The following is a 26106-nucleotide window of genomic DNA, read 5'->3' on the forward strand; positions in this document are numbered from 1 at the left end:
TTAGCCTCCTATTTTGCTTAATAATGATATTCTGTCAAATATCTCATCTACTATTAAATCGTATTTTTCGTTTGTGTCTATATAATAAAACTTTGTATTTCCCATATCTAATTCACTAAGTATACTATTTACTAAGTTTTTAGTACTAATACTGTCTATTATACTCGTTGGTAAAACTATGTATAAACCATCAATTCCATATTCTAGTAATTCCTCACCACATTTAATTATATCCTTTTTATTATTTTCTAAAAGAGGTAATTTTATTTGAATATAACTATTTTTTTCGTCCTGTAATATGTAGTCACGTATTTTTTCTCTAAATAATATATCTTGTTCTATATTATTTTCATTTTGAAACCCTATTAAAAGCACTCCAATATCTTTATTTTTACTTGCAATAGTTTTTAATATCTCATCTTTATATAATAGTGCTAAATTGTTTGACTTATAAAAAGTATCTAGTATCTCTACTTGATTTAAGTTATATGTACTTAAGTTTAAATTTTCATATCTTTTTGTAAAAATATTAAAGTCTTCTCCCTCGGTCATGAACATAGGACATATGATAATATTTTTATACCCTTTTGAAATAATATCACTTATGCTATTTTCAAAATATGGATAGGAATATAAATAAGAATTTACAACTTTATAGTTTGACCCTAATTTTTCTCTCAAATTAGAAGCTATGTACTCTGCATCTTCTTTATAGGAACTAGAACCTAAATCTTCATAATACATTTTATAATCGTATAAATCTTTCATTACTGTTAAGTATGACTTAATTCCCTTTTCAAAGTAAGTTTCAGTTACACGCTCTTTTAAGTTGTAATTTTTACTTTCTCCTTCAGATACTAATAATACTACAGTTTCTTCTTGCTCTTCTAAAGGACTAATATCTTTAATTTTAATGTGGTTTCTAAATGCAGATACTGTTATAATATTTACCCCAATAAAAGCAATAATAAGACCATAAGCCATATATTTATAATCCCTATCTAAAATTATTTGTTTATAAAAAATTAGTGTTGATAAAACTATAAATATATTTTCCATATATCCTGTAAATATAAAGCTTAAAAAAACACAGATAAATAAAAGTGTTGAATTTAACATAAAATCAACTCCATAATAATGTATAGTTTACATCCATTATATATATGATGTATAATCAGTATGTATGTCTATAATGAAGTTTTTAAATTTGTAAAAATCAGCTTAATTAGTTGTTTTCACAACTTAGAAGGTTGTATAAAATTTATATATAAAATTTCAATAAATAAATTAGCATAAAGAAAGGAAGATACAATTATGAAATTAGGTATAGTTGGTTTACCAAACGTAGGTAAAAGTACACTGTTTAATGCTATAACTCAAGCAGGTGCAGAATCTGCAAACTACCCTTTCTGTACAATAGAACCAAACGTAGGTGTGGTTGCTGTTCCAGATGAAAGATTAAATAAATTAAAAGAGTTATACGATTCAAAGAAAATAGTTCCAACAGCTATAGAGTTCTGTGATATAGCAGGTCTTGTTAGAGGAGCTTCTAAAGGTGAAGGTCTTGGAAACAAATTCTTATCTCACATAAGAGAGGTTGACGCTATAGTTCACGTTGTTAGATGTTTCGAAGATCCTAACGTTGTTCACGTTGATGGAAGCGTTGATCCTTTAAGAGATATAGAAACTATAAACTTAGAATTAATATTCTCTGATATAGAAATATTAGAAAGAAGAATACAAAAAAGTGCTAAGGCTGCTAAAGCTGATAAGTCAATAGCTGCTGAAGTTGAATTCTTAAAAGAAATATTAGCAACATTAGAAGATAACAAATGTGTTAGAACAATGAGCTTTACTGAAGATCAACAAACATTTGTTAATTCATTAAACTTATTAACTTCTAAGCCTGTAATATACGCTACAAACGTGTCTGAAGATGACTTAGCTGATGAAGCTGCTAACAATGAATATGTAAATAGAGTTAGAGAGTTCGCTGCTACTGAAGGTGCTGAAGTTGTTGTTGTTTGTGCTCAAATAGAAGCTGAAATAGCTGAACTTGATACTGAAGAAGAAAAGAAAGAATTCTTAGAAACATTAGGTCTTGAGCAATCAGGATTAGATAAATTAATAAAATCTTCTTATGCTTTATTAGGTCTTGTATCTTACTTAACAGCAGGTCCTCAAGAAGTTAGAGCTTGGACTATAAAAGTTGGAACTAAGGCTCCTCAAGCAGGAGGAAAAATCCACTCTGATATAGAAAGAGGATTCATAAGAGCAGAAACTATAGCATTTGATGATTTAGTTAACGTTGGTACTATGACTGCTGCTAAAGAAAAAGGATTAGTTAGACTTGAAGGTAAAGAATACATCGTTAAAGATGGAGATGTAATATTATTCAGATTTAACGTATAATATAATCAAGAGAACTGTATTAAATATAAATTTTATACAGTTCTTTTTTACTAATTATATTAAGCATAAAAAATACACAGTATATATAGACTTTTTATCTATATTCTGTGTATTTTTAACTTATATATTTATATTAATGTATGATTTAAATTCTTAAGCAAGTATTGAATATCCTTTTTTAGAAAGAACATTTTTAGCTGCATTCATAGCTATTTCCTTTTCACTAAATGGTATTCTTTCACCTTTTATTAATTGATAAGTTTCATGGCCTTTTCCAGCAAAAACTATCATATCTCCTTCCTTAGCCATTTCTACAGCCATCTCTATTGCTAGCTTTCTATCTGGCTCAACTATATAGTCACAGCTACTTCCTTCAAAAGATTCTGCTATATCTTTAATAACATTCATTGGATCTTCAAAGTCTGGATTATCAGATGTTAAGATACATAAATCACATTCTCTAGATGCAACATCTCCTAACTCTTTTCTTCTTAACTCAGTTCTTCCTCCAACTGAACCAAATAAACATATTAATCTATTATGATCATATTTCTTTAAAGTTTGAAGTATATTTTCTAAACTTACACCATTATGAGCATAGTCTATTATAACTGTAGCATAAGGAAGTATTGGTAATACTTCTACTCTACCATTTACCTTAGCTTGTCCTAAAGAATTTATCATAGTTTCTTTATTAACGCCTAAATATCTACATACAGCTATTACAGCTAATGCATTATATATACTAAATTCTCCAGGAGAACATATATAACAAGGGAACTCTTCTTCTTTAGTATGACAAGTAAAACTTACCCCTAATGAGTCTATAGCTTTTGAATACTCTATATTTTTAGCCATTACATCTGAATCTTTATACATTGAGAAAGTTTCTATGTCACAAGTTGCTTTGTTTATTACTTCTTTTGCGTATTCATCATCTATATTTATTATCCCATGTTTAGCCAGTGTAAATAATCTAGATTTACATTCTAAATAATGTTCAAATGTTGGATGTTCCTTTGGACCTATATGATCAGGTGATAAATTTGAGAATATAGCTACATCAAACTCTACATCTTCAACTCTATTCATCATAACTCCACCTGAAGAAACCTCCATAGATACACATTTAACTCCGCTATCTAACATCTTTCTAAATATTCTATGAAGCTCATAACTTTCTGGAGTTGTATTTACAGTCTTTTCGCTTATTCCATTATAGAAAGTACCATTAGTACCTATAACACCTGTATTAACTCCAGAAGAATTTAACACTTCACTTATATAGTTAGTTATTGTAGTTTTACCTTTTGTACCAGTTACACCTATAACTTTTAATTCTTTTGAAGGATTTCCAAAATAGTTTGCCGATGCCTTTGATAAAGCTATTCTACTATCTTTTACAAATAGTTTAATCGCATCTTCACCAAGTTCTATATCATCATTTATTATAAATACTCTACATCCTCTATTGTAAGCATCCATACAGTATTTATGTCCATCAACTGTTTCGCCTTTTATGGCAACAAACATATATCCATCTTCACATTTAGAAGAATTATATGCAATATCTTTTATTTCAACATCTTTTATTTCTTCCCAAGGCTTATTTGAAGTAAAATTAACATCTTCCATAACTTTAAATAATTTCATACTTAAGCCCTCCTTCTCTTTAGCATGTTTATGAGTTGTAGTATATCATATTGTTTTCAATTTTTATTCATATAATAATTGTAAAAAAATCCATTTAATTCTATATTTTAAATCCTAAAAATAGAGTAGCATATAACTACTCTATTTAATATATTTATAATCTTTTAACTTTTTTATTGCATTTTTCTATAGTTCTCATAGCTAATATACCTAATGAGTCTATATAGAAATCTTCATCTAAATTATTGTCATTTTTTAAAATTGATAATTCTGTACATCCTAAGATAGTACCATCACAACCATTTTCTTTAAGATAGTTTACTATGTTATTAAATTTATTCATATTTGCAGGCTTTCCGCTTTTTATATCATCATAGATTATAGACATTATATCAGCTTGCATTTTTTCATCTAATACCACATAGTCTATATCATATTTTTTGCACATATCTTGATATAAATTTGTACTAATATTGCCAGTAGTAGCTAATATTCCTAATTTCTTGTGATTATTTTCTTTTGCAAATTTAACAGTTTCTTCGATTATATTTAAAACAGGTATATTTACACTTTCCTTTATTTCATTATAAAAATAATGAGCAGTATTGCAAGTTATAACTAAGAAATCACTTCCAAAAGCTTCTAATCTTTTAGCATCTTTTTTTAGTATATGGATTGGATTTTCACAACTTTTACCTATTATATAATCAGTTCTGTCTGGGGTAGTTGCTCTATTTACCACAACCATATCTATATGCTCTTGGTCAGTTTTTGCATCTGTCATTCTAACTACCATATCATAAAAATATACAGTAGCCATAGGACCTAGTCCTCCCATGACCCCAACTGTTTTATTATTTTCCATATTTATGCCACCAATCTATTTGCAGTATTTATTGAACTTTCTCATTTGGTTTATATTGTATAAGAATAAATACCAACGTCTTTTAAAGTTTCCTTTTAAGTCAGCATCATATCCAAATGATGTAGCACTCTTACCTTCTGCATCTAATTTCTTAGCAAGGCTTACTAATTCAGGATTTTTAACGAATTTGTAAACTACATTCTTAGGTATTACACGCCAGAAGAAAGGTTCTTTTTGTATTTTTAAGTCTAGTTCTTTATTATAAACTCTATCTTCTACAACATATTTAGCTATGTTATTTCCTGAAGAAGTTACGTAGAAATTACTTCTTCCTTGTCTTAAATTTATTTCAAACACTTTATATGTGTTATCTCTACTATCATATTTTATGTCAAAGTTAGAAAACCCTGTATAGTTTATACTCTCTAAGAAGTTTTTAAACTTCTCCATTAAAGGTCCATCATACTCAGTTATTATAGCAGCATGGTTTCCTATTCCTTTTGGAGTATGTTCTTCTAATAATACATGTCCTAAACACATCATTTTAACTTTACCATTTTGATCTGAGTAACAAGTTAAAACTCTCATATAAGAGTCATCTCCTGGTATAAAGTCTTGTATTATTAAGTTTTTATCGTATTTTCCATTATATATTGAAGTTGTTATTTCTTTAAATTCTTCTTCATTATTTGCAATGTAAGCTTTTTTCATTCCTTCAAATGGATGTTGCCAGAATAATACACTATCTGAAGGCTTAACTATAACTGGATACTTAAATCCAAAATCCTTAACTTCATCACCTTTTGAGTATATGAATGTTTTAGGATAATCTAGTCCTTTTTCTTCACACATTTGATAGAATAATTCTTTTTCTATAAGCTTTTCTTTTAATTCTTTTCCTATATAAGGTACTATATATTTTTCTGATAATACATCTCTATGATCTATTATTAACTCTGCATATTCATCAGTACATCCGTGTATTATTAATTTTTTATTAGGAGCCGCTAACTCATCTGCAGTTTGTAATAATACTTTTATAAATTCTTCTTCTTCAGTTATTCTTGGATCTATTCTAAAATCTATTATATTACTGTCCTTAGTTGCTCCTAGGGCATATCTTCCGAAAGCTATAGACTTAACACCATAAGCTTCATGGTAAGCTCTTGCTACACTGTAGCAGTTTATATCTCCACCAACTAATACAGGCTGAATTATTATGTTTTCCACGCTTTTCCACCTCTTAAATTTAAAATTCAACGTACTAATTAAGTATACTTTATTTTATTATTTATGTCAAAATTCTAAGCTTTTATGTAAAAAAATACAAAAGAGCTGCTTTTATATAAGCAGCTCTCTTTATCTAATTATTTAATTATAAATGTGTATATTAATATTACATTCATATACTAATTTTTATTTAGCATCCACATTTAGGCTTATGATCTGGCTTCCATTCTGGTTTGCAATCTGGCTTCCATTCTGGCTTGTATCCACATTGAGGTTCATAGTCATTATATCCACATTGTTGCATACTGCAATCCATGAAATCAAAAGCTAAGTCTGAAAAATCGTCTATTAAATCTTTAACATCATCTAACTCTTCTTTCAATTCATCAATTAAACATTCACAGAATCCTTTGTTTAATCTACCCTCAGCTACACAAGAAGTATAACAATCAGTACAGAATATAAATAATAAAATAAATTTAGCTATTATAGCTAAAACTAGTAATATTAATCTAACAAGTAAGCATAATAATCTTCCTACCTCTTCTGGACAGTTTGAATTACAATTAGTATTTCCTATTACGTTAATTAAACATTCACCTAAATCTATAGCTCTTTCTATTTCTCTTCTAAGAGCACAGTTTTTTATTCCATCAGGGTATGGAACATCTAGTGCCTCTTGTAAAATATCAATTAAAGCTTGTAGTACACCATCATTAGGATTACTAGGATTTCCTACTAATATAAACTTAGCTATATTCCATATATTACAAAATATTGGATCAAGAACTTCTTGCTCAGCTATAACTAGTCTCCCTTCAGTTCCATCATATGAAGCAGTAGTTATATCATTCATTAAATTTGATAATATATCATACTGCTCTTTCAATCTATCTGCATAAATTTTTTTTGTCATTTTTTTGTATCCTCCATATATTTTATTAATTAAGGTTATCTAAATCCTTAATCTAATATATAGTATGATAGTTGTACATTATTGTTACTATATTATTTCATTTTTTTACTATTTTATACATATTTCTACATATTAATATTGAAATCTTTGTAATAAATTAGAATAAATAGGCTATGAAAATTTAATTTTCATAGCCTATATTTATTATTATTTTTTTAATATACTTACTCTATTATTTTCTTTTATTTTACACTTACCAACTTTTACTTTAAGCTCTTCTTGACCTTCTAAATTAGTAATTATTACCGGAGTTATAGTTGAAGTTGCATTAGCTTCAATATACTCTAAATCCATATTAGCTAACTTATCTCCTGCCTTAACTTCACTTCCTACTTCTACAAATAATTCAAATCCTTTACCTTCAAGCTTAACCGTTTCTATTCCCATGTGTATTAAGATTTCTCTTCCTTCGCTAGATTTTACTATTATAGCATGTTTAGTTGGTAAAATAACTTCAACTGTCCCATCTACTGGAGAACATATTACTCCATCATTTGATTTTATAGCAAATCCATCTCCCATTAACTTACTTGAGAAAACCTCATCTGGAACTTCAGATAGTTCAAGTATTTCTCCATTTGTTAATGATAATATTACTTCATCAGAAGAAACTGCTATCTCACTTTCTTCTTTAATATTATCCTCATCTTCTTTTATTTCATCTTTTATTATTTCTTTTTTTTCAGACTTATTAACTACTAGTTTACCTGATATTATTTCATTTATTTCAGATTTTAAAGTATCTGATTTTGTTCCAAATATAGCTTGTATGTTATCTCCAACAACCATAACACCTGCTGCACCAAGTTCTTTTAACTTCTCTTTGTCTACTTTATTTATATCTTTAACTTGTACTCTAAGTCTAGTTATACAAGCATCTAAACTACTTAAGTTTTCTTTATCACCTAAAGCAACTAATATTTCACTTGCTAGTTCACCTTTAACTAAACTAGATTGAGATGTATTTTCATCAACTTCATCTTCTCTACCTGGAGTCTTTAAATCAAATTTTCTTATCATAAATCTAAATCCAAAATAGTATACTACAGCTAATACTGCACCTACTACTAAAACATAATACCAAGGAGTTCTATTTGGTATTATCCCAAATAGCGTAAAGTCTATAAGACCCCCTGAGAATGTCATACCTATTTTTACATTTAATATTTGCATTAACATAAATGATAAACCAGCAAATACACAATGTACTGCAAATAGTACTGGAGCTACGAATAAGAATGCAAATTCTATTGGTTCAGTTATACCTGTTAAGAATGAAGTTAAAGCAGCTGATGCCATTATACCTGCAACATATTTTTTCTTTTCAGGTTTTGCTTCATGTACCATAGCTAAAGCTGCTGCTGGAAGTCCAAACATCATGAATGGGAATTTACCAGTCATAAATGTACCTGCAGTAAATTCTACACCATCTTTAAGCTGAGCAAACCATATACTTTGATCTCCCATTACAAGTTCTCCTGCTTTATTTACATATTCTCCAAATTGATACCAGAATGGATTATAGAATGCATGATGTAATCCAAATGGTATTAATGCTCTTTCTATAACTCCAAATATAAATGCTGCTAAAGTTCTATTAGCATCTATTACTGTTTGAGAGAATGACATTAGTCCCATTTGTATTGGAGGCCATATAAATGTTAAAACAACACCTATTAATAAAGATAAAACTGCTGTTATAATCGGAACGAATCTTTTCCCTGCAAAGAATCCTAAATAAGAAGGTAGTTCAATCTTATAGAATCTCTTATACATACTAGATGCCAAAATCCCTATTAATATACCACCAAATACACCAGTTTGTATTGTAGGTATACCTAAAACATTAGCATACATAGGACCTGTCATATCATCAGTAATTCCACCCATAATACTCATTGCTTTGTTCATTACCAATAAACCAACGATAGCTGCAAGAGCTGAAACTCCTTCTCCATCAGTTAAACCTACTGCAACACCTACTGCAAATATTAATGGTAAGTTATCAAATATTATTTGACCACAACCTTCCATCATACTTGCTATTAGTGCAACTGTTCCATTTGCTAAAAATGGCATATACGCTATAACATTTTCATTTACTAATGCATTACCTATACCTAAAAGTATACCTGCTGCTGGAAGTATAGCAACCGGTAGCATTAGTGATTTACCTACCTTTTGTAAAACACCAAATAATTTTTTTAACATATTAAATTACTCACCCTTTCTTAATTGATAATTTTTAAAATTTATTGGTTATTTATTTTTATAAAAAAAGACTCAAGCTTATAGAAATATACCATTATATAAATTTAATAAGTTCAAGAATATAAATCTACACTTAAATAGATTTATCCCCCAAAATTACTAAACCTATAATAATTATATATTTTTATAAACCTAAGTCTTGCCTGCCTAACAGTAACAACCTTAATATGGTTTATTAAATACTTTTATTGTCTTCTATTCTTATAACTTCTATTACTCTGTTAATATGTATTATTAAATATAGCATCTCATCTTCACTTACTACATATTCATAATGTTCTTCTATAAAAATCTTTATTTTATTTGCACATTCATATGATTCATTATATTTTTCTTTTATAATTTCTAAAAGTTCATTTTTACTATTTCTCTTATTTTCATTTTTTATTAATCTTTTTGCAAAAAATTTTAAATGAGTTAAAAATCTTTCATAATTCATCTCATTTTGATTAAATTCTATAGAATAAAAATATCTTATTATATTAAGTATCTCTTTTACTATTTTCGTCATTAAAAATGATTCTGATGTATTTTCATTATAGTTAGCATTTACTATATGCATAGCTATAAAAGCAGCCTCATCTTCTGGTAGATTAACATCAAACTCTCTGTTAATATACTCTAATGCCCAAAGTCCTATTTCAAATTCAGCTTTATGAATCCTTCTTATCTCATAAAGTAATTCATTTTTTATTTCTATATTTTCTTTATATCTTTTTAAAGCAAATGAAATATGATCAGTTAATGCTACATAAATATAATCGTATAAATCTGTTTTTAATTTACTTTCTGTATATTCAACTATTGCTGAGCTAGCTTTAAATACATTTTCATCAACCTCTAATGCTAACTTACTTATGTTATTTTTGAAGCTTTCATCTTCTGCAATAAACTTTTTCTCTATCTTAGTTTCGTCAGCTAATTGGCCTACTTTTTTTTGAAATCCTATACCACAACCTGTAAGAATTAGTTGCTTGTTGCTTGTTGTATCTTTTACTAATACTACATTGTTGTTATAGATCTTCTCAATAATCATGCTACTCCCCCTTTAACTGACACAAAATTTGATTTAATGAATTTCTTAGAAAATAAAAAATACCTAAATTAAGATACAGTAGTACTGTAAAACTTAACCTAGGTATTGCCTGCATTATCAGTAACAATCCAACATAGCTAATTGAATTTGTTTTTTATTTAATTACAACATAATTCTAGTATAATCAATATCTAGTGTCAAGTATTTTCCTGCTATTTTTTATTATATTTTAAGTCTTATCTTTCTTTTATTAAACCTTTTCTATATGCTAATAAAAGTAGTTTTAAATCCTTTATTTCGTCTTTAATTTTTTCTCCCGCATCTGTATCTTTAACTCTTCTTCTTTTTACTTTATGCTCTACTACAACTGTAGTCGATAGTATATCACTTTCATTTACTATAGCTTCTTCTGCAGAGCTAAATGGTTCATGTGATACTAATTGTAAGCTATAAGAATTATAAATTAAAGTATATCCTGCTATTCCAGTTTTCTTTTGATATGTTTTTGAAAAACCTCCATCAATAACTAATATTCTCCCATTTGCTTTTATAGGACTTTCACCATTTTTACTTTCCACGGGAACATGCCCATTAATTATATGAGATTCTTCAAAGTCTAGATCAAATTCTTCATAAACCCTTGCACACATTTCATCATCTTCTCTTAATAAGTAATATGGATTTTTATTTTCTTTATGAGTTTCTTTCTCTTCTATGAAGTATCTCTCAAAAGTAGTCATATCATCTTTTCCAAATAAAGATGAACATTTTCCTGTCCATAAATACCACATCATATCCATACCATATTGTTTTTGAAGTGTATTCTCAGCAAAGAAATAACCTTCTCTAGCTAATACTTCCATCTTATCCATTAAGGCTCTTCCCTTATATTCTTTATTTTGTAATTTCATAGACATAAAGCTACCATCTGAATTAAGTGGTACACATCCATGGAATAATAAGTTAGAATTAGCTTTTAAATATATACTTCCCTTAGAAAATAGGAAAGAAACATGTTTTTGAAGTTTTTCACTTCCTTTAAATGATGAAACTAATTTTTCAACTACTATCTCTTCTGCCTTAGTTAATTTATAAGGATTTTTAGGATCAATAGTTGGGAAGTTTGAATCTTTTAATTTATATTTTTTATTTTTTAGTTCAATTGTTCCTTCTTCATAGTTTATCTTATCTAGTAATAATCTATGATCCATTTCAAACTCAGGTCTTCTCTTTATTACTTCTCCTTCTAGCTTGAACTGTATTATACTTATTGCTTTATGCATTTTTGCTATAAGACTTTTTTCACTACTAGATACTTTTTGATCTCCTACCTTAGGAGTAAATTCTTTACATGGATCATCTTTATAAGCTTCCATAGCAAAAGTCGCCAATGGAAGTAAGTTTATTCCATAAAAATCTTCTGCTATATCTAAATTTGCATATCTTGCACATATCCTAAGTGCATTAGCTATATTAACAGGTTGCCCAGCAGCTGCTCCCATCCATAATATATCATGATTTCCCCATTGAATATCTACACTATGATAATCCATTAATGTATCCATAATTATATCAGGTCTTGGACCTCTATCGTATATATCCCCCACTATATGTAATCTATCAACTACTAACTTTTGTATAACTTTAGATATAGCTATTATAAATTCCTTAGCTCTATCTATATCTATTATTGTTTCAATTATACTATGATAGTACTCTTGTTTATGGTCACTTCTATTGTCTGGATGTAATAACTCCTCCATAATATATCTAAATTCTTCTGGCAAGAACTTTCTAACTTTAGATCTTGTATATTTACTTGAAGTATATCTACAAAGTTCTATAAGTCTATACATATTTATTCTATAAAAATCTTCTAGGTCAGTATCTTCTTTCGCTATGATTTCCAGTTTTTGTTCTGGATAATAAACTAATGTAGCTAGCATTTTTTTTTCAGACTCTCTTATATTATTTGCAAAGAGCTCTTCTATTTTCCTTTTAATAACCCCTGAACCATTTTTTAAAACGTGTACAAAAGGCTCATATTCACCATGTATATCAGTTAAAAAATGCTCTGTTCCTTTTGGAAGGTTTAGTATTGCCTCTAAATTTATAATTTCCGCACTAGCTTTTGATATACTTGGGTATTGTTTCGATAATAACTTCAAATATTTCATCTGGCTATTTAAGTAATCATCTGAAACAGTCGATAATTCCTTCATTCTCTTTCCTCCAACTTATCTTTTTGTCTAATATTTATTATATCATATTTCTTGATTTCTTACTTATTATGAACTACTATTATGCATAATTATTAGTATCAAAATCTTAATTTGTTATACTTAATACTTTTAAATATTTTATATTAACTTTATTAAAGCAAATAAGGACTACCATTTCTGGTAGTCCTTACATGTTAGTATATATTAAGATTTATTTAACTAATTCGTAGTTAGCTAATCTCTTATAGCTTTCTAATCTTTCTTTTGCATTTTCTTCAGCTTGTGCAAATAACTCTTCAGCTACATCTGGGAATTGCTTAGCAACCGCAGAGTATCTTACTTGCTTCATTAAGAAGTCTCTGAAACTTTCAGTTGGCTCTTTAGAGTCTAGGCTGAATGGATTCTTACCATTATCTTTTAATTCTGGGTTGAATCTGTATAAATGCCAGTATCCAGCTTTAACAGCTTGATTTTCATTTTCTACACTACGTCCCATACCTTCTTTTAATCCGTGAGATATACATGGAGCATAACATATTATTAATGATGGTCCATCATATTTTTCAGCTTCTACTATAGCTTTCATGAATTGGTTCTTATCAGCACCAATAGCTACTTGTGCTACATATACGTTTCCGTAAGACATAGCCATCATACCAAGGTCTTTCTTTCTAGTTCTCTTACCAGCAGCAGCGAACTTAGCCATTGCAGCAACTGGAGTAGACTTAGAAGATTGTCCTCCTGTATTTGAGTAAATTTCTGTATCGAATACAAGAACATTTACATCTTCACCTGATGCAAGAACATGGTCAACACCACCGTAACCGATGTCGTATGCCCAACCATCTCCACCTAAGATCCATTGAGATCTCTTAACTAGGTAGTCTTCTCTTTCTTTTATTTCATCAACTAAAGCTTTAACTTCAGCATTTTCTATATTATGAGCATTTGCTAATACTGCAACTACTTTAGCACTTGCAACTTTTGAAGCTTCACCATCATTCATAGCTTCTAACCAAGCAGTGAATGCTTCTCTTGATTCATCACATATATCCATAGCTAATAAGCTTTCCATATTTTCAGCTATCTTAGCTCTTATATGTTTAACAGCTAAATACATACCATATCCGAATTCAGCATTGTCTTCGAATAATGAGTTTGCCCAAGCTGGACCTTTACCTTCATGGTTAACAGTGTATGGAGATGATGGATATGAACCACCCCAGATTGAAGAACATCCAGTAGCGTTAGCTATCATCATTCTATCACCGAATAATTGAGTTACGTTTTTAATGTATGCAGTTTCACCACATCCAGCACAAGCTCCAGAGAACTCATGTAATGGTTGTCTGAACTGACTTCCTTTTACAGTTGTTGGTGCCATTATGTCACCTTTTACAGAAACTTTCTTAGGATCTACTCCAAATGCCCAGTTATCAACTTCTTCTAATTGAGTATCAAGAGGCTTCATAACTAAAGCTTTTTCTTTAGCTGGACATATGTCAGCACAGTTTCCACATCCTGTACAGTCCATTGGACTTACTTGCATTCTATATTGTAATCCTTCGAATCCTTTACCTATTGCTTTCTTAGCAGTGAATCCTTCAGGAGCATTTTGCATTTCTTCTTCATTTACAAGAACTGGTCTTATACATGCATGAGGACATATGAATGCACATTGGTTACATTGTATACAGTTTTCTAATATCCACTCTGGAACGTTAACAGCTATACCACGTTTTTCATAAGCTGCTGTACCACATGGCATAGTACCATCTTCTAATCCTTCTATGAATGTTGATACTGGTAACTTGTTACCTTGTTGTGCAGTTATAGGTCTTAATATATTTTTAATGAAGTATGGTTCCTCTACATGCTCATCGCTATGATCAGTTGCATTTGCCCACTCAGCTGGAACATCTATCTTAACTAAAGAGTTTATACCTCTTTCAACAGCTTCGTAGTTCATGTTAACAACTTTTTCACCTTTTTTACCGTAAGCTTTAGCTATAGAATCTTTTAAGTATTCTACTGCTTGCTCTACTGGTATTATATTAGCTAACTTGAAGAATGCAGATTGCATTATCATGTTTATTCTGTTTCCAAGTCCTATTTCTTGAGCTATCTTAGTAGCATTTACAGTATAGAATTGGATATCATTTTTAGCTATATATTGCTTTAAGTGAGCTGGTAAGTGTTCTTCAAGTCCAGCTTGATCCCATATTGTATTTAATACAAATGTTCCACCTTTTTTAAGACCGTCTATTAATCCATGATATTGATATACGTAAGCTTGAGTATGACAAGCTATGTAATCAGCTTCATCTATTAAGTAAGTTGATCTTATTGGCTCATCTCCGAATCTTAAGTGAGACATTGTTACCCCACCAGATTTTTTAGAGTCATAGTCAAAGTATGCTTGAACGTATTTCTTAGTATTATCACCTATTATTTTTATAGCTTGTTTGTTAGCTCCAACAGTACCGTCAGATCCTAATCCCCAGAACTTACATCTTACTGTTCCTGGTACAGCTACTTTTAATGGTTCAGATAATTCTAATGATCTATTAGTTACATCATCAACTATACCTACTGTAAATTGATTTCTTGGATTTTCTGATGCTAAGTTATCAAATACAGTTTTTATTTCTGTTGGAGTAGTATCTTTTGATCCTAATCCATATATTCCACCTATTATCATAGGAGCATTTTCTTTATTATAGAATGCAGAACGTACGTCTAAGTATAATGGTTCTCCTGGAGCACCTGGTTCTTTAGTTCTATCTAATACACATATTCTTTCAACAGTGCTTGGTATAGCATCCATTAAATGTTCTACTGAGAATGGTCTGTATAAGTGAACTTTTACTAAACCAACTTTTTGACCTTGAGCGTTTAATGCATCTACAGTTTCTTCTATAGTTTCTGTTACAGATCCCATAGCTATTATTATGTTAGTTGCATCTTCTGCACCATAGTAATTAAATAATCCATATTTTCTTCCAGTTAAGTCGCTCATTTTGTTCATGTACTTCTCAACTATTCCAACTATGTTTTCATAGTATCTGTTTGAACCTTCTCTAGTTTGGAAGTATACATCTGGGTTTTGAGCAGTACCACGAGTTACTGGGTGGTTTGGAGATAATGCTCTATCTCTGAATTCTTGTAATGCTTCTTTATTTAATAAGCTTGCATAATCTTCATTTTCTAATAATTCAACTTTTTGGATTTCATGAGAAGTTCTGAATCCATCAAAGAAGTTTATAAATGGTAATCTACCTTCTATAGCAGCTAAGTGAGCTACTGGAGATATATCAGCAACTTCTTGAACAGAACCTGATGCTAACATAACACATCCAGTTTGTCTTGCAGCCATAACGTCTTGGTGGTCACCGAATATAGATAAAGCTTGAGCAGCTAATGCACGAGCACTAACATGGAATACCCCTGGTAATAGCTCTCCAGCTGTTTTGTACATATTTGGTATCATTAATAATAAACCTTGTGATGCTGTGAAAGTAGTTGTTAAAGCACCACCTTGTAAAGAACCATGGAATGTTCCTGCAGCACCAGCTTCTGATTGCATTTCTACAACGCTAACTGTTTGCCCGAAGATGTTTTTTCTACCTTGAGCTGACCATTCATCTACAACTTCTGCCATTGTTGAAGATGGAGTTATTGGGAATATAGCAGCTACTTCTGTAAATGCATAAGCAACGTGAGCAGCAGCTGTATTACCGTCAACTGTTTTCATAAATTTTGCCATACTACGTAATCCTCCTTAATATATTACTAAACATGTAATCTTAGTGAGTTACATATTTTTATATGTATTTTTAACACAATTATCTCACTGATTAAACCAATTCTACATAATGGGATAAAATCCTTCTATTTTTTTCAAATAATTATATTTTTTATAAAATATAATTATTTTATTAGTTTATTTAAAATCAAACTAAGTTATACCCATTATGTATTATTCTAAACTATTTTATAAATTTTATTTGCTTTTTCTTATCATTATTTAGATGATAAGAATACAAATACTTAAATGAGATGCTTAAGGATAAATTTTAGTATCCACTTCCAGATACTTCATCTCCATTTACTATAGCTATTGATGCACTTGCACCAATTCTACTTGCACCTGCATTTATTACTGCTTCTGCATCAGCCTTGCATCTAACTCCACCAGATGCTTTTACTCCTATTTCAGGACCTACTGTATCTCTCATTAGTTTTATATCTTCTGGAGTTGATCCACCTGTTCCAAATCCTGTTGAAGTTTTTACATAGTCAGTTCCAGCTTTAACAGCTATTTCACAAGCTATTTTCTTTTCTTCATCAGTTAAGTAACAAGTCTCTATTATTACTTTTACTAAAGCTTCTTTATTTGCAGCATCAACAACTGCTTTTATGTCTCTCTCTAATAAGTCATAATTCTTGTCTTTTAAAGCACCTATGTTTATAACCATATCTACTTCATCTGCACCTTTTGCTATTGCATCCTTAGTTTCAAATGCTTTAACTTCTGGCGTATTAGCTCCTAAAGGGAATCCTATAACTGTACATACTTTTACATCTGATCCTTCTAATTCTTTTTTAGCTAACTCTATATGAGTAGGGTTTATACATACTGAGAAGAAGTTATGTTCTTTAGCTTCTTTACAAACCTTTATAACATCTTCCTTTGTTGTCGTTGCCTTTAAAACTGTGTGGTCTATCATGTTTGCTATTTTATTGTTCATGTTAAGTCTCCTTTTTAATTAGTAGTTCATTCAGTACACATTAATGTTACCATATAATGGACACTATTTAAACTATGTTTTCTTACCATGTTCCTATAAAATATATTTTCCATAATAGAATCTAATTATTATAAAATTTCTTAGTTTAAATTTCTCTACTCATTAATAATAAACCTTTACAGATTTTTTTTTAAGTAGGCACTTTTTTGGTATATAGTATACAAAAATATACTTGATATGTTTTTAGGTATCTCATTTTATGATATAATGAAAAAAAATAAAATTTACAGTAATTGCTATTAAATAAACATAAGAGGTGCATAATAATGAGTTTAGAATTTTCATTTCACAGCAAATGCCATAAGAGTAGGAGCTGTGCTAAATACGATACTTGCCCCATGTTTTTATTTCACAAATTAGTTTCAGGAAAATGGAAACTTCTAATACTTTGGTATCTAAGTGATGGTTGCCTAAGATTTAGTGAACTAAAAAAGAAATTGCCTGATGTTACACAAAAAATGTTAACAAATCAGCTAAGGAGTCTAGAAGAAGACAATCTTATAATAAGAAAAGTTTACCCTGTAATTCCACCTCATGTAGAATACAGCTTAAGCGAAATGGGTGAAAAGATGCTTCCTCTACTAGAAGACATGTATGCCTATGGTATAGACTACTTAAGCTCTGAAAATCAAAGAAAAAGTAACACAAATAACGAATAATACATAATTATTCCACATCTATCAATGTTATTCCTTCATTAGAAAGAATATATATTAAGTAAAACTTATCATTTGCCTAAGTCTAGATATAAATGATAAACTTTTCTAGATTTAGTAGTTATAAATTCAAAAAATCCAAGTCATAAATATCTATATGATGACTTGGATTTTTTGAATTTATATTTTCCTTGAATTTTTTAAACAAATACAAGGTTATTTAAACTATTTTATTAATTCAACTAGGTCTCCGTTTCTTACACCAGCAGCATTTCCTTCTTCCATATCAACGTGCATTTCTAAAGCAAACTTTTCGCTAGCTCTAACTAATACGTTTTCGAATACTAAAGCTCTTGGTCCAGAAGTTCTAACACTTACAATATCCTTATCTTTAACACCAAATTTTTCAGCGTCTTCTAAGCTCATATGTATGTGTCTAGATGCAACTATAACACCTTCAGCTATTTCAACTTCACCTTTAGGTCCTACTAATTTTAATCCTGGACTTCCTGCTACATCTCCTGACTCTCTTATTGGAGCTTTTACTCCTAAAGCGAATCCATCTGTTAAAGATATTTCAACTTGAGTAGCTGGTCTAGCTGGTCCTAAAACTCTAACACCTTTTATAGTTCCTTTAGGTCCTACTAAGTCAACTTTTTCTTCACAAGCAAATTGTCCTGGTTGAGATAATGGTTTGAAGTGAGTTAACTCATGCCCTTCTCCGAATAATACATCTATATCAGCTTGACTTAAATGTATATGTCTATTTGATAAAGCTATTGGTAATTTCATTTGGTATCCTCCTACAAATTTTATAAAATATTCAATTCAATTATACATAAAAACATTCTTAAAATCAAACGGTATATAAATTATTTTGACAAATACTTCAATAAATCAAAATACCCTGGGAAAGATATATCTATGCATAATTTATTGTCTAATTTAACTTCTCCATCACTTATTAGGTTTGCTATTGAGAATGCCATAGCTATTCTATGGTCTTTAAATGTCTCAATCTCAGCACCTTTTAGCTTAGATTTTCCTTTTATAATCATACCATCTTCTAGTTCCTCTATATCTGCACCCATTTTTTTAAGGTTATCTACTACTGCTTTTATTCTGTTACTTTCTTTTACTTTCAATTCATGAGCATCTTTTATTATAGTAGTTCCTTCTCCTTGAGTTGCAAGAACTGCTATTACTGGAATTTCATCTATTAACCTTGGTATAATTTCTTTATCAATTGTTGTAGATACAAGGTTTGGAGTATATTTTACTAAAATATCTCCTACTACTTCTCCTCCAACAAATCTTTTATCCAGTATTTCTATATTTCCATTCATACTCTTTACAACATCTATTATTCCAGTTCTGCTTTCATTTAATCCAACATTTTTTATAAGAACTTCTGAGCCTTCACTTATTAAAGCTCCAACTATTATAAATGCTGCTGATGATATATCTCCAGGAACATATATGTCTTGATTGTATAATTCTTCTACTGGATTAACTTTTATACTTAAGCCATCTACACTTATATCCGCTCCAAAGGATTTAAGCATTATTTCAGTGTGATTTCTAGACTTTACCTTTTCATGTATTGTACTTTGACCATTTGCATAAAGGCTTGCAAGTATTAATGCTGACTTAACTTGAGCTGAAGCTACTGGCATATGATAATCTATTGCATTTAAGTTTCCTCCATTAATTTTTATTGGAGTATAATTTGCATCATCTTTACCTTCAATTTTACATCCCATACTTTTAAGAGGATCCGTTACTCTTTTCATAGGTCTTTTTCCTATAGATTCATCACCTATTAATGTAGATTCAAAGTTGTTTCCAGCTAAGATTCCCATCATAAGTCTTATTGTTGTTCCTGAATTTCCAACATCAAGTATATCACTTGGCTTTTTTAGGTTTCTTAGACCATTTCCTTTTACAAAAACGTATTTACCTTGAATGTCTATATCTACTCCCATTTTTCTAAAACAAGAAATTGTACTTAAACAATCTTGCCCCATCAGGAAGTTGCTTATTTTATTATTTCCTTTTGATATTGACGAAAACATTATTGCTCTATGTGATATTGATTTATCCCCTATAAGTTCAAAACTTCCTCTAAGCATATTTGCACTCCTTTATTATTTCTAATATCCTATCTTCACAAATAGTATTTATTACTTTAACCTTACCTAAATCCACTGGTAAAACTAAATTTATTTTTGAAAAACTATTCTTTTTATCACTTTTCATTATCTCTAGTACTTCATTTTCATCTGCATTTTCAAATTCTAGAGGTAAATCATATGCCTTACAAACTTTTAAGAAATTATTATAGTATTTTTCATCTATAAGATTTTCTTTTAAGGATAATTTAAATGCCATATTCATACCTATACTCACAGCATCACCATGACTTATCTTACATAGCTTTTCTACTCCATGACCAAACGTATGTCCAAAGTTTAAAATCTTTCTAAGTCCGCCTTCTTTTTCATCTTTTCCTACAACTTCTGCTTTTATAGATGCACATTTTTTAACTATGTAATATAACTTTTCACTTCCTCTATTTAATATATCCTTGCTATTATTTATTAAATAGTCTAAGAAATTATAGTCATAAATTATACTATACTTGATAACTTCACTCATTCCACTTCTAAATTCATCTTCAGGTAAAGTCTTTAATACATCTACGTTTATATATGTAAATTTAGGCTGATAGAAAGTACCTATTATGTTTTTAAAATTACCTATATTAATACCTGTTTTTCCACCTATAGATGAATCAACTTGAGCAAGCAAACTAGTTGGTACTTGTATTACATCAATACCTCTCATGTAAGTAGATGCTACATATCCAGCTAAGTCTCCTACAACTCCTCCACCTAAAGCTATTATTACAGATTTTCTAGATAAGTTTATTCTTACACAGTACTTTATAATATCCTCATAAACTTCAAGAGATTTTGAATCTTCTCCTGGTGATACTATATATTCATATATAATTTTAGATTTAAGATTTTTTACAAAGTCATGTCCTTGGGATTTATAAACATTTCCATCACTAATTATTAAAATTGAGTCATATATATTTTGCTCATTAAGTTCTTCATCAAAATGTTTATAACTATTGTCTATTATTATATTACAAATATCATTACTTATTTTTTCCATCCTCTATCACCTAGCCTTTTTACATATGAATTATAATTTGAAGTTAAATCACTTAAATTATCTCCACCTATTTTTTCTAAGAAATATTTACAAATTACAAAAGCTACTACATTTTCACAAACCACACTACATGCTGTAACTGCACAATTATCAGATCTTTCTATACTTGCTTGATAAGATTCTAATGTGTTCATATTTATAGAATTAAGTGGCTTATATAAAGTTGGTATTGGCTTCATTGCACATCGAATTATAAGTTCCTCTCCTGTAGTCATGCCACCTTCTATACCACCTAAATTATTAGTATTTCTTCTTATACCATTTTTTTCATCATAGCTTATTTCATCCATAACATTAGATCCATAGTTATTAGCAACTTCAAACCCAATACCAAACTCTACACCTTTTATTGCTTGAGTTCCCATTAGATGCATTGCTAACTCACCATCTATCTTCTTATCAAAATGTGTGTATGATCCTAGTCCTGGTATTAAATTTTTAACCCTTATTTCTACTACTCCACCTATTGTATCTCCATTTGATTTTACTTTATCTATTTCTTCTATCATTAGATCTTCTACTTCTTTATTAACACATCTAACTTGGCTTTTATCTACATTTTGTTTTATATATTCAAACTCATATAAATTTTTATCTTTAATATTTCCTATTTGTACAACATGAGAAGTGAATTCTATATCAAAGTATTTTAAAATTTGCTTACAAATTGCTCCTATTGCAACCCTACTAGCAGTTTCTCTTGCACTTGATCTTTCTAATACATTTCTCGCATCATCAAAATCATATTTTAAACAACCTACTAAGTCAGCATGACCTGGTCTTACATTGCTAACCTTCTTGCTATCTAAGTCTACATCACTCATAGGATTCATATAACTTTCCCAGTTTTTATAGTCTTTATTTTTTACCTCAATGGATATAGGTCCTCCAAGAGTTTTCTTACCTCTTACTCCACCTAATATATTTATTTTATCTTGCTCTATTTTCATTCGTCCACCACGACCATATCCTGATTGACGTTTTTTAAGTTCTTCATTAATTTCATCTATGTTTAATTCTATGTTAGCTGGAACTCCATCTAATATTGATATTAAACTTTGACCATGTGACTCACCACTAGTTAAATACCTTAACATATTATCATTCCTCTCTCTTTTATATGTATTAAAAGGGGTTATCTCAAAATAACTTATTATTTTTGGATAACCCCTTTAATCTCTTAATTTAATAGTTAAATTTAAGAGTTAATCTCTTTTATAAAACTATCTAAATTTTCTTCTAATTTTAACTTAAATTCTATATTGTCTTTTGATGATAGTTCATCTGTTTTATTTAAATATAAGTTGTACTTAAGCTTTGTATTTATACTTTTAAAGAAGAAATCCATTATTATTTGGCCACCTTTAAATTGTGTGTCATAAGAATTAGATCCTCCAACAGCTATATACATACCTGTTCTTTTTTTATTTCTATCTATAGATGGCTTTTTTAATACATATTTGCTTGAATAAAAAGCTTGAGTTCTATCAACAAGAGTTTTAAGTTTTGCACTTACAGAATCAAAATATACAGGACTCACAACTATGGTACCTTTGCTTTTATCAAACATATCATACATTGGTGTCATTTCATCTTTAATTCTGCAATAACCAGTTTTTTCACAGAACCCACATGCATTACAATATTCTATATTCATATCATATATGTTAAACACTTTATAACTTATATTTTTTTCTTTTAATTTAGATGATATTATATTTGTTATAAAATAACAATTTTTATTTTTTCTAGGACTAGCATTTATTATTAAAATCTCTATTTTATCCAATTGAATCTCCCCTATCTATTTTTTAGCATTACAATCATTATATCGTCGTCATAGCTATCTGTAGATGCAAATTCTTTTAAATCTAATTTAAGCTTATCCACTATTTCAGATTGGCTTAAATTATAATTTTTTTGTAAAAATACTTCTAAACGTCCTAATCCATATTCTTCTTTTTCTTTGTTTTTTATTTCTAATACCCCATCAGTATACATACAAATCATTGCGCATTCGTCTGCATCGAAAGTATTACTTACATACTCAGACTCATCTAAAATACCTATAGGTATTCCTTTAACACAGTTTAAATCCCTTTTTATACTTCCATCAGTTTTTATTATTATTGGACTATAATGACCTGCATTAGATACTGATATTGTATTTTCTTTAGTATTGAATACACTAACTAAGCAAGTAGTAAATACACCCATTTTATCAAATTCATCGTAAAGCATATTATTAAGATTTGTCATAATCTCCCCTGGAGTTTTATACTGATGACAAAGTACCTTAAATGCACCTTTTATCATTGCTACTACATAATTTGATACTATACCATGTCCCATAACATCAGCCACTATGTAAACTATATTATCTTCATCAACTTTAGTTGCATAGTAAAAATCTCCTCCTACAACTCTAGCAGGTCTATGATAGTAATATAATTCTTTTTTATCATTACATTCCATCTTACTTTTATCCATTATAAGTTTTTGCTGCTTATTTAAAATATTAAGCTCATTTGCTAATAACTTATGCTTAACATCCACAAGATTATATTCATAAAGCTGCATACCTACGGCCACTTGATTTGCTAAGATACTTAAAATACTTAAGTCATCCTTAGTATATCCATTAGAATTAGCACAAACTATACATCCTATAACCTTATCTTTATCCATAAGCTTATAATAAATATATGTATCTATATTAATGTTATTTAAAACGCATTGGCTTGCATTATTGCAATATCCACCCATATCTTCCTTTGCTAATATTTCGCCTATAGCAGAATATACTTCAGTATTAGCTTTTTTTCTTTTTTCTAAATTGTAAGAACTCGATATTTTATTGCTATATTTTTCTTCATTTATTATAATTAAGGCTTCTTCACTATTAGTTATATCACAAGCTTGCTCACTTAAATGATCTAAGAATTCATTTATATCTCTGTTATGATAAAGCTTTTTAGTAGCTTCATTTATAGAGTTTATGGCACTTCTTAACTTATTAACAACTTGTTGCATACTATTATTTTTTGTAGTTATCTCTATAGATAAAGCCATTAATGATGCAACAGAAGATATAAAATCTATATCATAATCAGAAATGTAATCTTCTTTATTTAAAAAACAAGTCATAAATCCAACTACAACATCGTTAACTATCAAAGGAAAAACTATTCTACCTGTATATCCTTCAATATTCGCCATTTCTCTTTCATCAATAGCTCTTTCATCCTCAAATACATCTTTAACAAAAACTACCTTCTTTTCATTTACAGCCTCATGTATATATTTAGGATAAGTAGAAAAGTCTATTTTTACACCTATCGGTCCTCCAACAGGGAAAAGGTTCGGTATTTTTTCTAAAGTTTCTGAACACACTAAATAAGCATGCTTATAATTATTTTTGTAAAATAAATTAACGCATGCCTTAGCTGGATGAACTACTTCTAGCATTTTTTCAATTATCTTATCTTTTATATCAAAAAAATCCAAAGATTCAGATACCATAGAAGATATTTCAACTAAATTTCTCATTTTATAAATGTCTTTACTCATCCTATGCCCTCCCCGACACACTATTTATTCTATTTAATATTACTACATATGTGTTTTATAGTAAATAGAAAAACAGTTAAAAAGCTTATCACTAAAATAGTGTTAAATCCAGTTAATACACCTATTATTATTAATGTTATAAGTGCATTGATTCCACTTTTCCCTCTATCATCAAGTATATTTTCTCTAGTAATCTCTATACTATTTTTCATATTTTCTATATGCTCTTTTACATTAACTTCTAGCTTTCTTTTATAAAAAAAATAAGCAACTTCTAATAAAAGCACTTCTATTCCTAAAATTATTTTTATATCAAAAGCAACTATTAAAGCAAAAATTCCTATTATTATCTTTAATGCTTTAAAGAACACGCTATCTATTCTTAATGTTATATTTTGAATATCTTTACCTTCTTTTCTTAACTCATATTCTGAAGATGGTAGATTCTTTATTTTAGTTTTTACTATTTCTGAGTAAAATAGCCTTATTATTCCATTTATCATATTTTTTTCCTTCCTTTTAAAGTTTTATTTATAATTTTTACAATTATAATATTTTTTATACTTGTCAATAATAAAAATACAGGAATTTTTACTACTTATTAAATTAAAGGAGTGTTTGTGTCATGACCATAGAAAACTTAGATCTAGAAACTCGAAGTAAGATATATAGTTATACAAAAAAAGTTTTAAGAAAGTATCAAAAAGGAATTACAACGGGAAAGTTAACTGCAAATCAGTTTGCAGAGAATATTTTATCAGATGGTTCAATAAATAACATATTAGATGAGAAATATACTAGTGAGGAGGAATTTAAGGATTCTTACATAAATTACATAAACACACTTATAAATATACAAAATGATAGCTTATCTAAAAATAAAAAACTTCAAACTCATAATTTACTATCAAGTATTTCTCAAAAAATAAAACTAAAAAATTTATTAAATTCTACTGGATATAGCTTAACTATTCCCATTGATTATCTTAATTCTAATGAATTAGATAATGTTATTAAATATATAGAAACTGGTTCTATAGATCTTGGCAATGAGAGAATCTATAATTACGTAAATCCAAATACTAATACCCATTAATATACTTACTTCAAAATAAAAGAAGCTATAAAGTTAAAATTAACTTTATAGCTTCTTTTATTTTT

At 29.0% G+C, this 26106-nt stretch carries 20 protein-coding genes; 3 read left to right on the plus strand and 17 right to left on the minus strand.

Going from position 1 to position 26106, the window contains the following annotated elements:
- Complete coding sequence (locus HF520_RS10140; RefSeq protein ID WP_168573914.1) at positions 1–1119, minus strand: hypothetical protein; 1119 nt, start codon at positions 1117–1119, stop codon at positions 1–3.
- Positions 1120–1314: 195 nt separating this feature from the next.
- Between HF520_RS10140 and ychF the strand changes: the two genes are divergently transcribed.
- Complete coding sequence (gene ychF / locus HF520_RS10145) at positions 1315–2412, plus strand: redox-regulated ATPase YchF (protein WP_168573915.1); 1098 nt, start codon at positions 1315–1317, stop codon at positions 2410–2412.
- Positions 2413–2565: 153 nt separating this feature from the next.
- Here the strand turns inward: ychF and HF520_RS10150 are convergent, their stop codons facing one another.
- From HF520_RS10150 to deoC, 9 genes are all read right to left on the minus strand, one after another.
- The gene (locus HF520_RS10150) at positions 2566–4065 is read right to left on the minus strand and encodes a UDP-N-acetylmuramoyl-L-alanyl-D-glutamate--2,6-diaminopimelate ligase (protein WP_168573916.1); all 1500 of its coding nucleotides are present in this window, start codon (positions 4063–4065) and stop codon (positions 2566–2568) included.
- 154 nt (positions 4066–4219) lie between these two features.
- Positions 4220–4930, minus strand: coding sequence for an aspartate/glutamate racemase family protein (locus HF520_RS10155; protein WP_168573917.1), 711 nt, complete (start codon positions 4928–4930; stop codon positions 4220–4222).
- 15 nt (positions 4931–4945) lie between these two features.
- On the minus strand, positions 4946–6160 hold the full coding sequence (locus HF520_RS10160) for a carboxylate--amine ligase (RefSeq protein ID WP_168573918.1): 1215 nt from the start codon (positions 6158–6160) through the stop codon (positions 4946–4948).
- Positions 6161–6350: 190 nt separating this feature from the next.
- Positions 6351–7076, minus strand: a complete 726-nt coding sequence (locus HF520_RS10165) for a hypothetical protein (protein WP_168573919.1) — start codon at positions 7074–7076, stop codon at positions 6351–6353.
- Between the two features lie 207 nt (positions 7077–7283).
- Positions 7284–9347 (minus strand): glucose-specific PTS transporter subunit IIBC, encoded by a 2064-nt coding sequence (gene ptsG / locus HF520_RS10170; RefSeq protein ID WP_168573920.1) that lies wholly within the window; start codon positions 9345–9347, stop codon positions 7284–7286.
- Positions 9348–9582: 235 nt separating this feature from the next.
- A complete protein-coding gene (gene licT, locus HF520_RS10175) occupies positions 9583–10443 on the minus strand; it encodes a BglG family transcription antiterminator LicT (RefSeq protein WP_168573921.1) in 861 nt (286 codons plus the stop codon).
- A 236-nt stretch (positions 10444–10679) separates the two neighbouring features.
- Positions 10680–12665: a fructose-1,6-bisphosphatase gene (locus HF520_RS10180; protein ID WP_168573922.1), complete on the minus strand. Its 1986-nt coding sequence runs from the start codon at positions 12663–12665 to the stop codon at positions 10680–10682.
- Positions 12666–12876: 211 nt separating this feature from the next.
- Positions 12877–16431: a pyruvate:ferredoxin (flavodoxin) oxidoreductase gene (gene nifJ, locus HF520_RS10185; protein ID WP_168573923.1), complete on the minus strand. Its 3555-nt coding sequence runs from the start codon at positions 16429–16431 to the stop codon at positions 12877–12879.
- A gap of 310 nt (positions 16432–16741) precedes the next feature.
- Positions 16742–17416, minus strand: a complete 675-nt coding sequence (gene deoC / locus HF520_RS10190; protein ID WP_168573924.1) for a deoxyribose-phosphate aldolase — start codon at positions 17414–17416, stop codon at positions 16742–16744.
- A gap of 326 nt (positions 17417–17742) precedes the next feature.
- Here deoC and HF520_RS10195 point away from each other — a divergent pair, with 326 nt between their 5' ends.
- A complete protein-coding gene (locus HF520_RS10195) occupies positions 17743–18135 on the plus strand; it encodes a winged helix-turn-helix transcriptional regulator (RefSeq protein ID WP_168573925.1) in 393 nt (130 codons plus the stop codon).
- 222 nt (positions 18136–18357) lie between these two features.
- Here the strand turns inward: HF520_RS10195 and pduL are convergent, their stop codons facing one another.
- The 7 genes from pduL to HF520_RS10230 all read right to left on the minus strand — a co-directional run bounded on the left by pduL (position 18358) and on the right by HF520_RS10230 (position 25448).
- Positions 18358–18924: a phosphate propanoyltransferase gene (gene pduL, locus HF520_RS10200; RefSeq protein ID WP_168573926.1), complete on the minus strand. Its 567-nt coding sequence runs from the start codon at positions 18922–18924 to the stop codon at positions 18358–18360.
- A gap of 80 nt (positions 18925–19004) precedes the next feature.
- On the minus strand, positions 19005–20264 hold the full coding sequence (aroA, locus tag HF520_RS10205) for a 3-phosphoshikimate 1-carboxyvinyltransferase (RefSeq protein ID WP_168573927.1): 1260 nt from the start codon (positions 20262–20264) through the stop codon (positions 19005–19007).
- A complete protein-coding gene (aroB, locus tag HF520_RS10210) occupies positions 20257–21315 on the minus strand; it encodes a 3-dehydroquinate synthase (RefSeq protein ID WP_168573928.1) in 1059 nt (352 codons plus the stop codon). The genes aroA and aroB overlap by 8 nt, the downstream gene beginning before the upstream one ends.
- Positions 21303–22472: a chorismate synthase gene (gene aroC / locus HF520_RS10215; RefSeq protein WP_168573929.1), complete on the minus strand. Its 1170-nt coding sequence runs from the start codon at positions 22470–22472 to the stop codon at positions 21303–21305. Before aroC ends, aroB begins: the two co-directional genes overlap by 13 nt.
- A 101-nt stretch (positions 22473–22573) precedes the next feature.
- A complete protein-coding gene (locus tag HF520_RS10220) occupies positions 22574–23164 on the minus strand; it encodes a flavodoxin family protein (protein ID WP_243155142.1) in 591 nt (196 codons plus the stop codon).
- A gap of 11 nt (positions 23165–23175) precedes the next feature.
- The gene (locus HF520_RS10225) at positions 23176–24945 is read right to left on the minus strand and encodes a SpoIIE family protein phosphatase (protein ID WP_168573930.1); all 1770 of its coding nucleotides are present in this window, start codon (positions 24943–24945) and stop codon (positions 23176–23178) included.
- Between the two features lie 29 nt (positions 24946–24974).
- On the minus strand, positions 24975–25448 hold the full coding sequence (locus tag HF520_RS10230; protein WP_168573931.1) for a hypothetical protein: 474 nt from the start codon (positions 25446–25448) through the stop codon (positions 24975–24977).
- A gap of 122 nt (positions 25449–25570) precedes the next feature.
- Here HF520_RS10230 and HF520_RS10235 point away from each other — a divergent pair, with 122 nt between their 5' ends.
- Positions 25571–26041 carry a hypothetical protein gene (locus tag HF520_RS10235; RefSeq protein WP_168573932.1) on the plus strand — a complete coding sequence of 157 codons (471 nt, stop codon included), beginning with the start codon at positions 25571–25573 and terminating at the stop codon, positions 26039–26041.
- The last annotated feature ends 65 nt before the right edge of the window (positions 26042–26106 follow it).

Origin of the sequence: Romboutsia sp. CE17 (genome assembly GCF_012317385.1) — a bacterium.
Lineage (GTDB): Bacteria > Bacillota > Clostridia > Peptostreptococcales > Peptostreptococcaceae > Romboutsia_E.

What these genes read in the sequence shown, in the direction of transcription:
- ptsG (WP_168573920.1), bottom strand. Translation starts at nt 9,347, where the DNA reads ATGTTAAAAAAATTATTTGGTGTTTTACAAAAGGTAGGTAAATCACTA.
- aroA (WP_168573927.1), bottom strand. Translation starts at nt 20,264, where the DNA reads ATGCTTAGAGGAAGTTTTGAACTTATAGGGGATAAATCAATATCACAT.
- ychF (WP_168573915.1), top strand. Translation starts at nt 1,315, where the DNA reads ATGAAATTAGGTATAGTTGGTTTACCAAACGTAGGTAAAAGTACACTG.
- aroC (WP_168573929.1), bottom strand. Translation starts at nt 22,472, where the DNA reads ATGTTAAGGTATTTAACTAGTGGTGAGTCACATGGTCAAAGTTTAATA.
- HF520_RS10165 (WP_168573919.1), bottom strand. Translation starts at nt 7,076, where the DNA reads ATGACAAAAAAAATTTATGCAGATAGATTGAAAGAGCAGTATGATATA.
- aroB (WP_168573928.1), bottom strand. Translation starts at nt 21,315, where the DNA reads ATGGAAAAAATAAGTAATGATATTTGTAATATAATAATAGACAATAGT.
- licT (WP_168573921.1), bottom strand. Translation starts at nt 10,443, where the DNA reads ATGATTATTGAGAAGATCTATAACAACAATGTAGTATTAGTAAAAGAT.
- HF520_RS10180 (WP_168573922.1), bottom strand. Translation starts at nt 12,665, where the DNA reads ATGAAGGAATTATCGACTGTTTCAGATGATTACTTAAATAGCCAGATG.
- HF520_RS10155 (WP_168573917.1), bottom strand. Translation starts at nt 4,930, where the DNA reads ATGGAAAATAATAAAACAGTTGGGGTCATGGGAGGACTAGGTCCTATG.
- HF520_RS10225 (WP_168573930.1), bottom strand. Translation starts at nt 24,945, where the DNA reads ATGAGTAAAGACATTTATAAAATGAGAAATTTAGTTGAAATATCTTCT.
- HF520_RS10235 (WP_168573932.1), top strand. Translation starts at nt 25,571, where the DNA reads ATGACCATAGAAAACTTAGATCTAGAAACTCGAAGTAAGATATATAGT.
- nifJ (WP_168573923.1), bottom strand. Translation starts at nt 16,431, where the DNA reads ATGGCAAAATTTATGAAAACAGTTGACGGTAATACAGCTGCTGCTCAC.
- deoC (WP_168573924.1), bottom strand. Translation starts at nt 17,416, where the DNA reads ATGAACAATAAAATAGCAAACATGATAGACCACACAGTTTTAAAGGCA.
- HF520_RS10195 (WP_168573925.1), top strand. Translation starts at nt 17,743, where the DNA reads ATGAGTTTAGAATTTTCATTTCACAGCAAATGCCATAAGAGTAGGAGC.
- HF520_RS10150 (WP_168573916.1), bottom strand. Translation starts at nt 4,065, where the DNA reads ATGAAATTATTTAAAGTTATGGAAGATGTTAATTTTACTTCAAATAAG.
- HF520_RS10140 (WP_168573914.1), bottom strand. Translation starts at nt 1,119, where the DNA reads ATGTTAAATTCAACACTTTTATTTATCTGTGTTTTTTTAAGCTTTATA.
- HF520_RS10230 (WP_168573931.1), bottom strand. Translation starts at nt 25,448, where the DNA reads ATGATAAATGGAATAATAAGGCTATTTTACTCAGAAATAGTAAAAACT.
- pduL (WP_168573926.1), bottom strand. Translation starts at nt 18,924, where the DNA reads ATGAAATTACCAATAGCTTTATCAAATAGACATATACATTTAAGTCAA.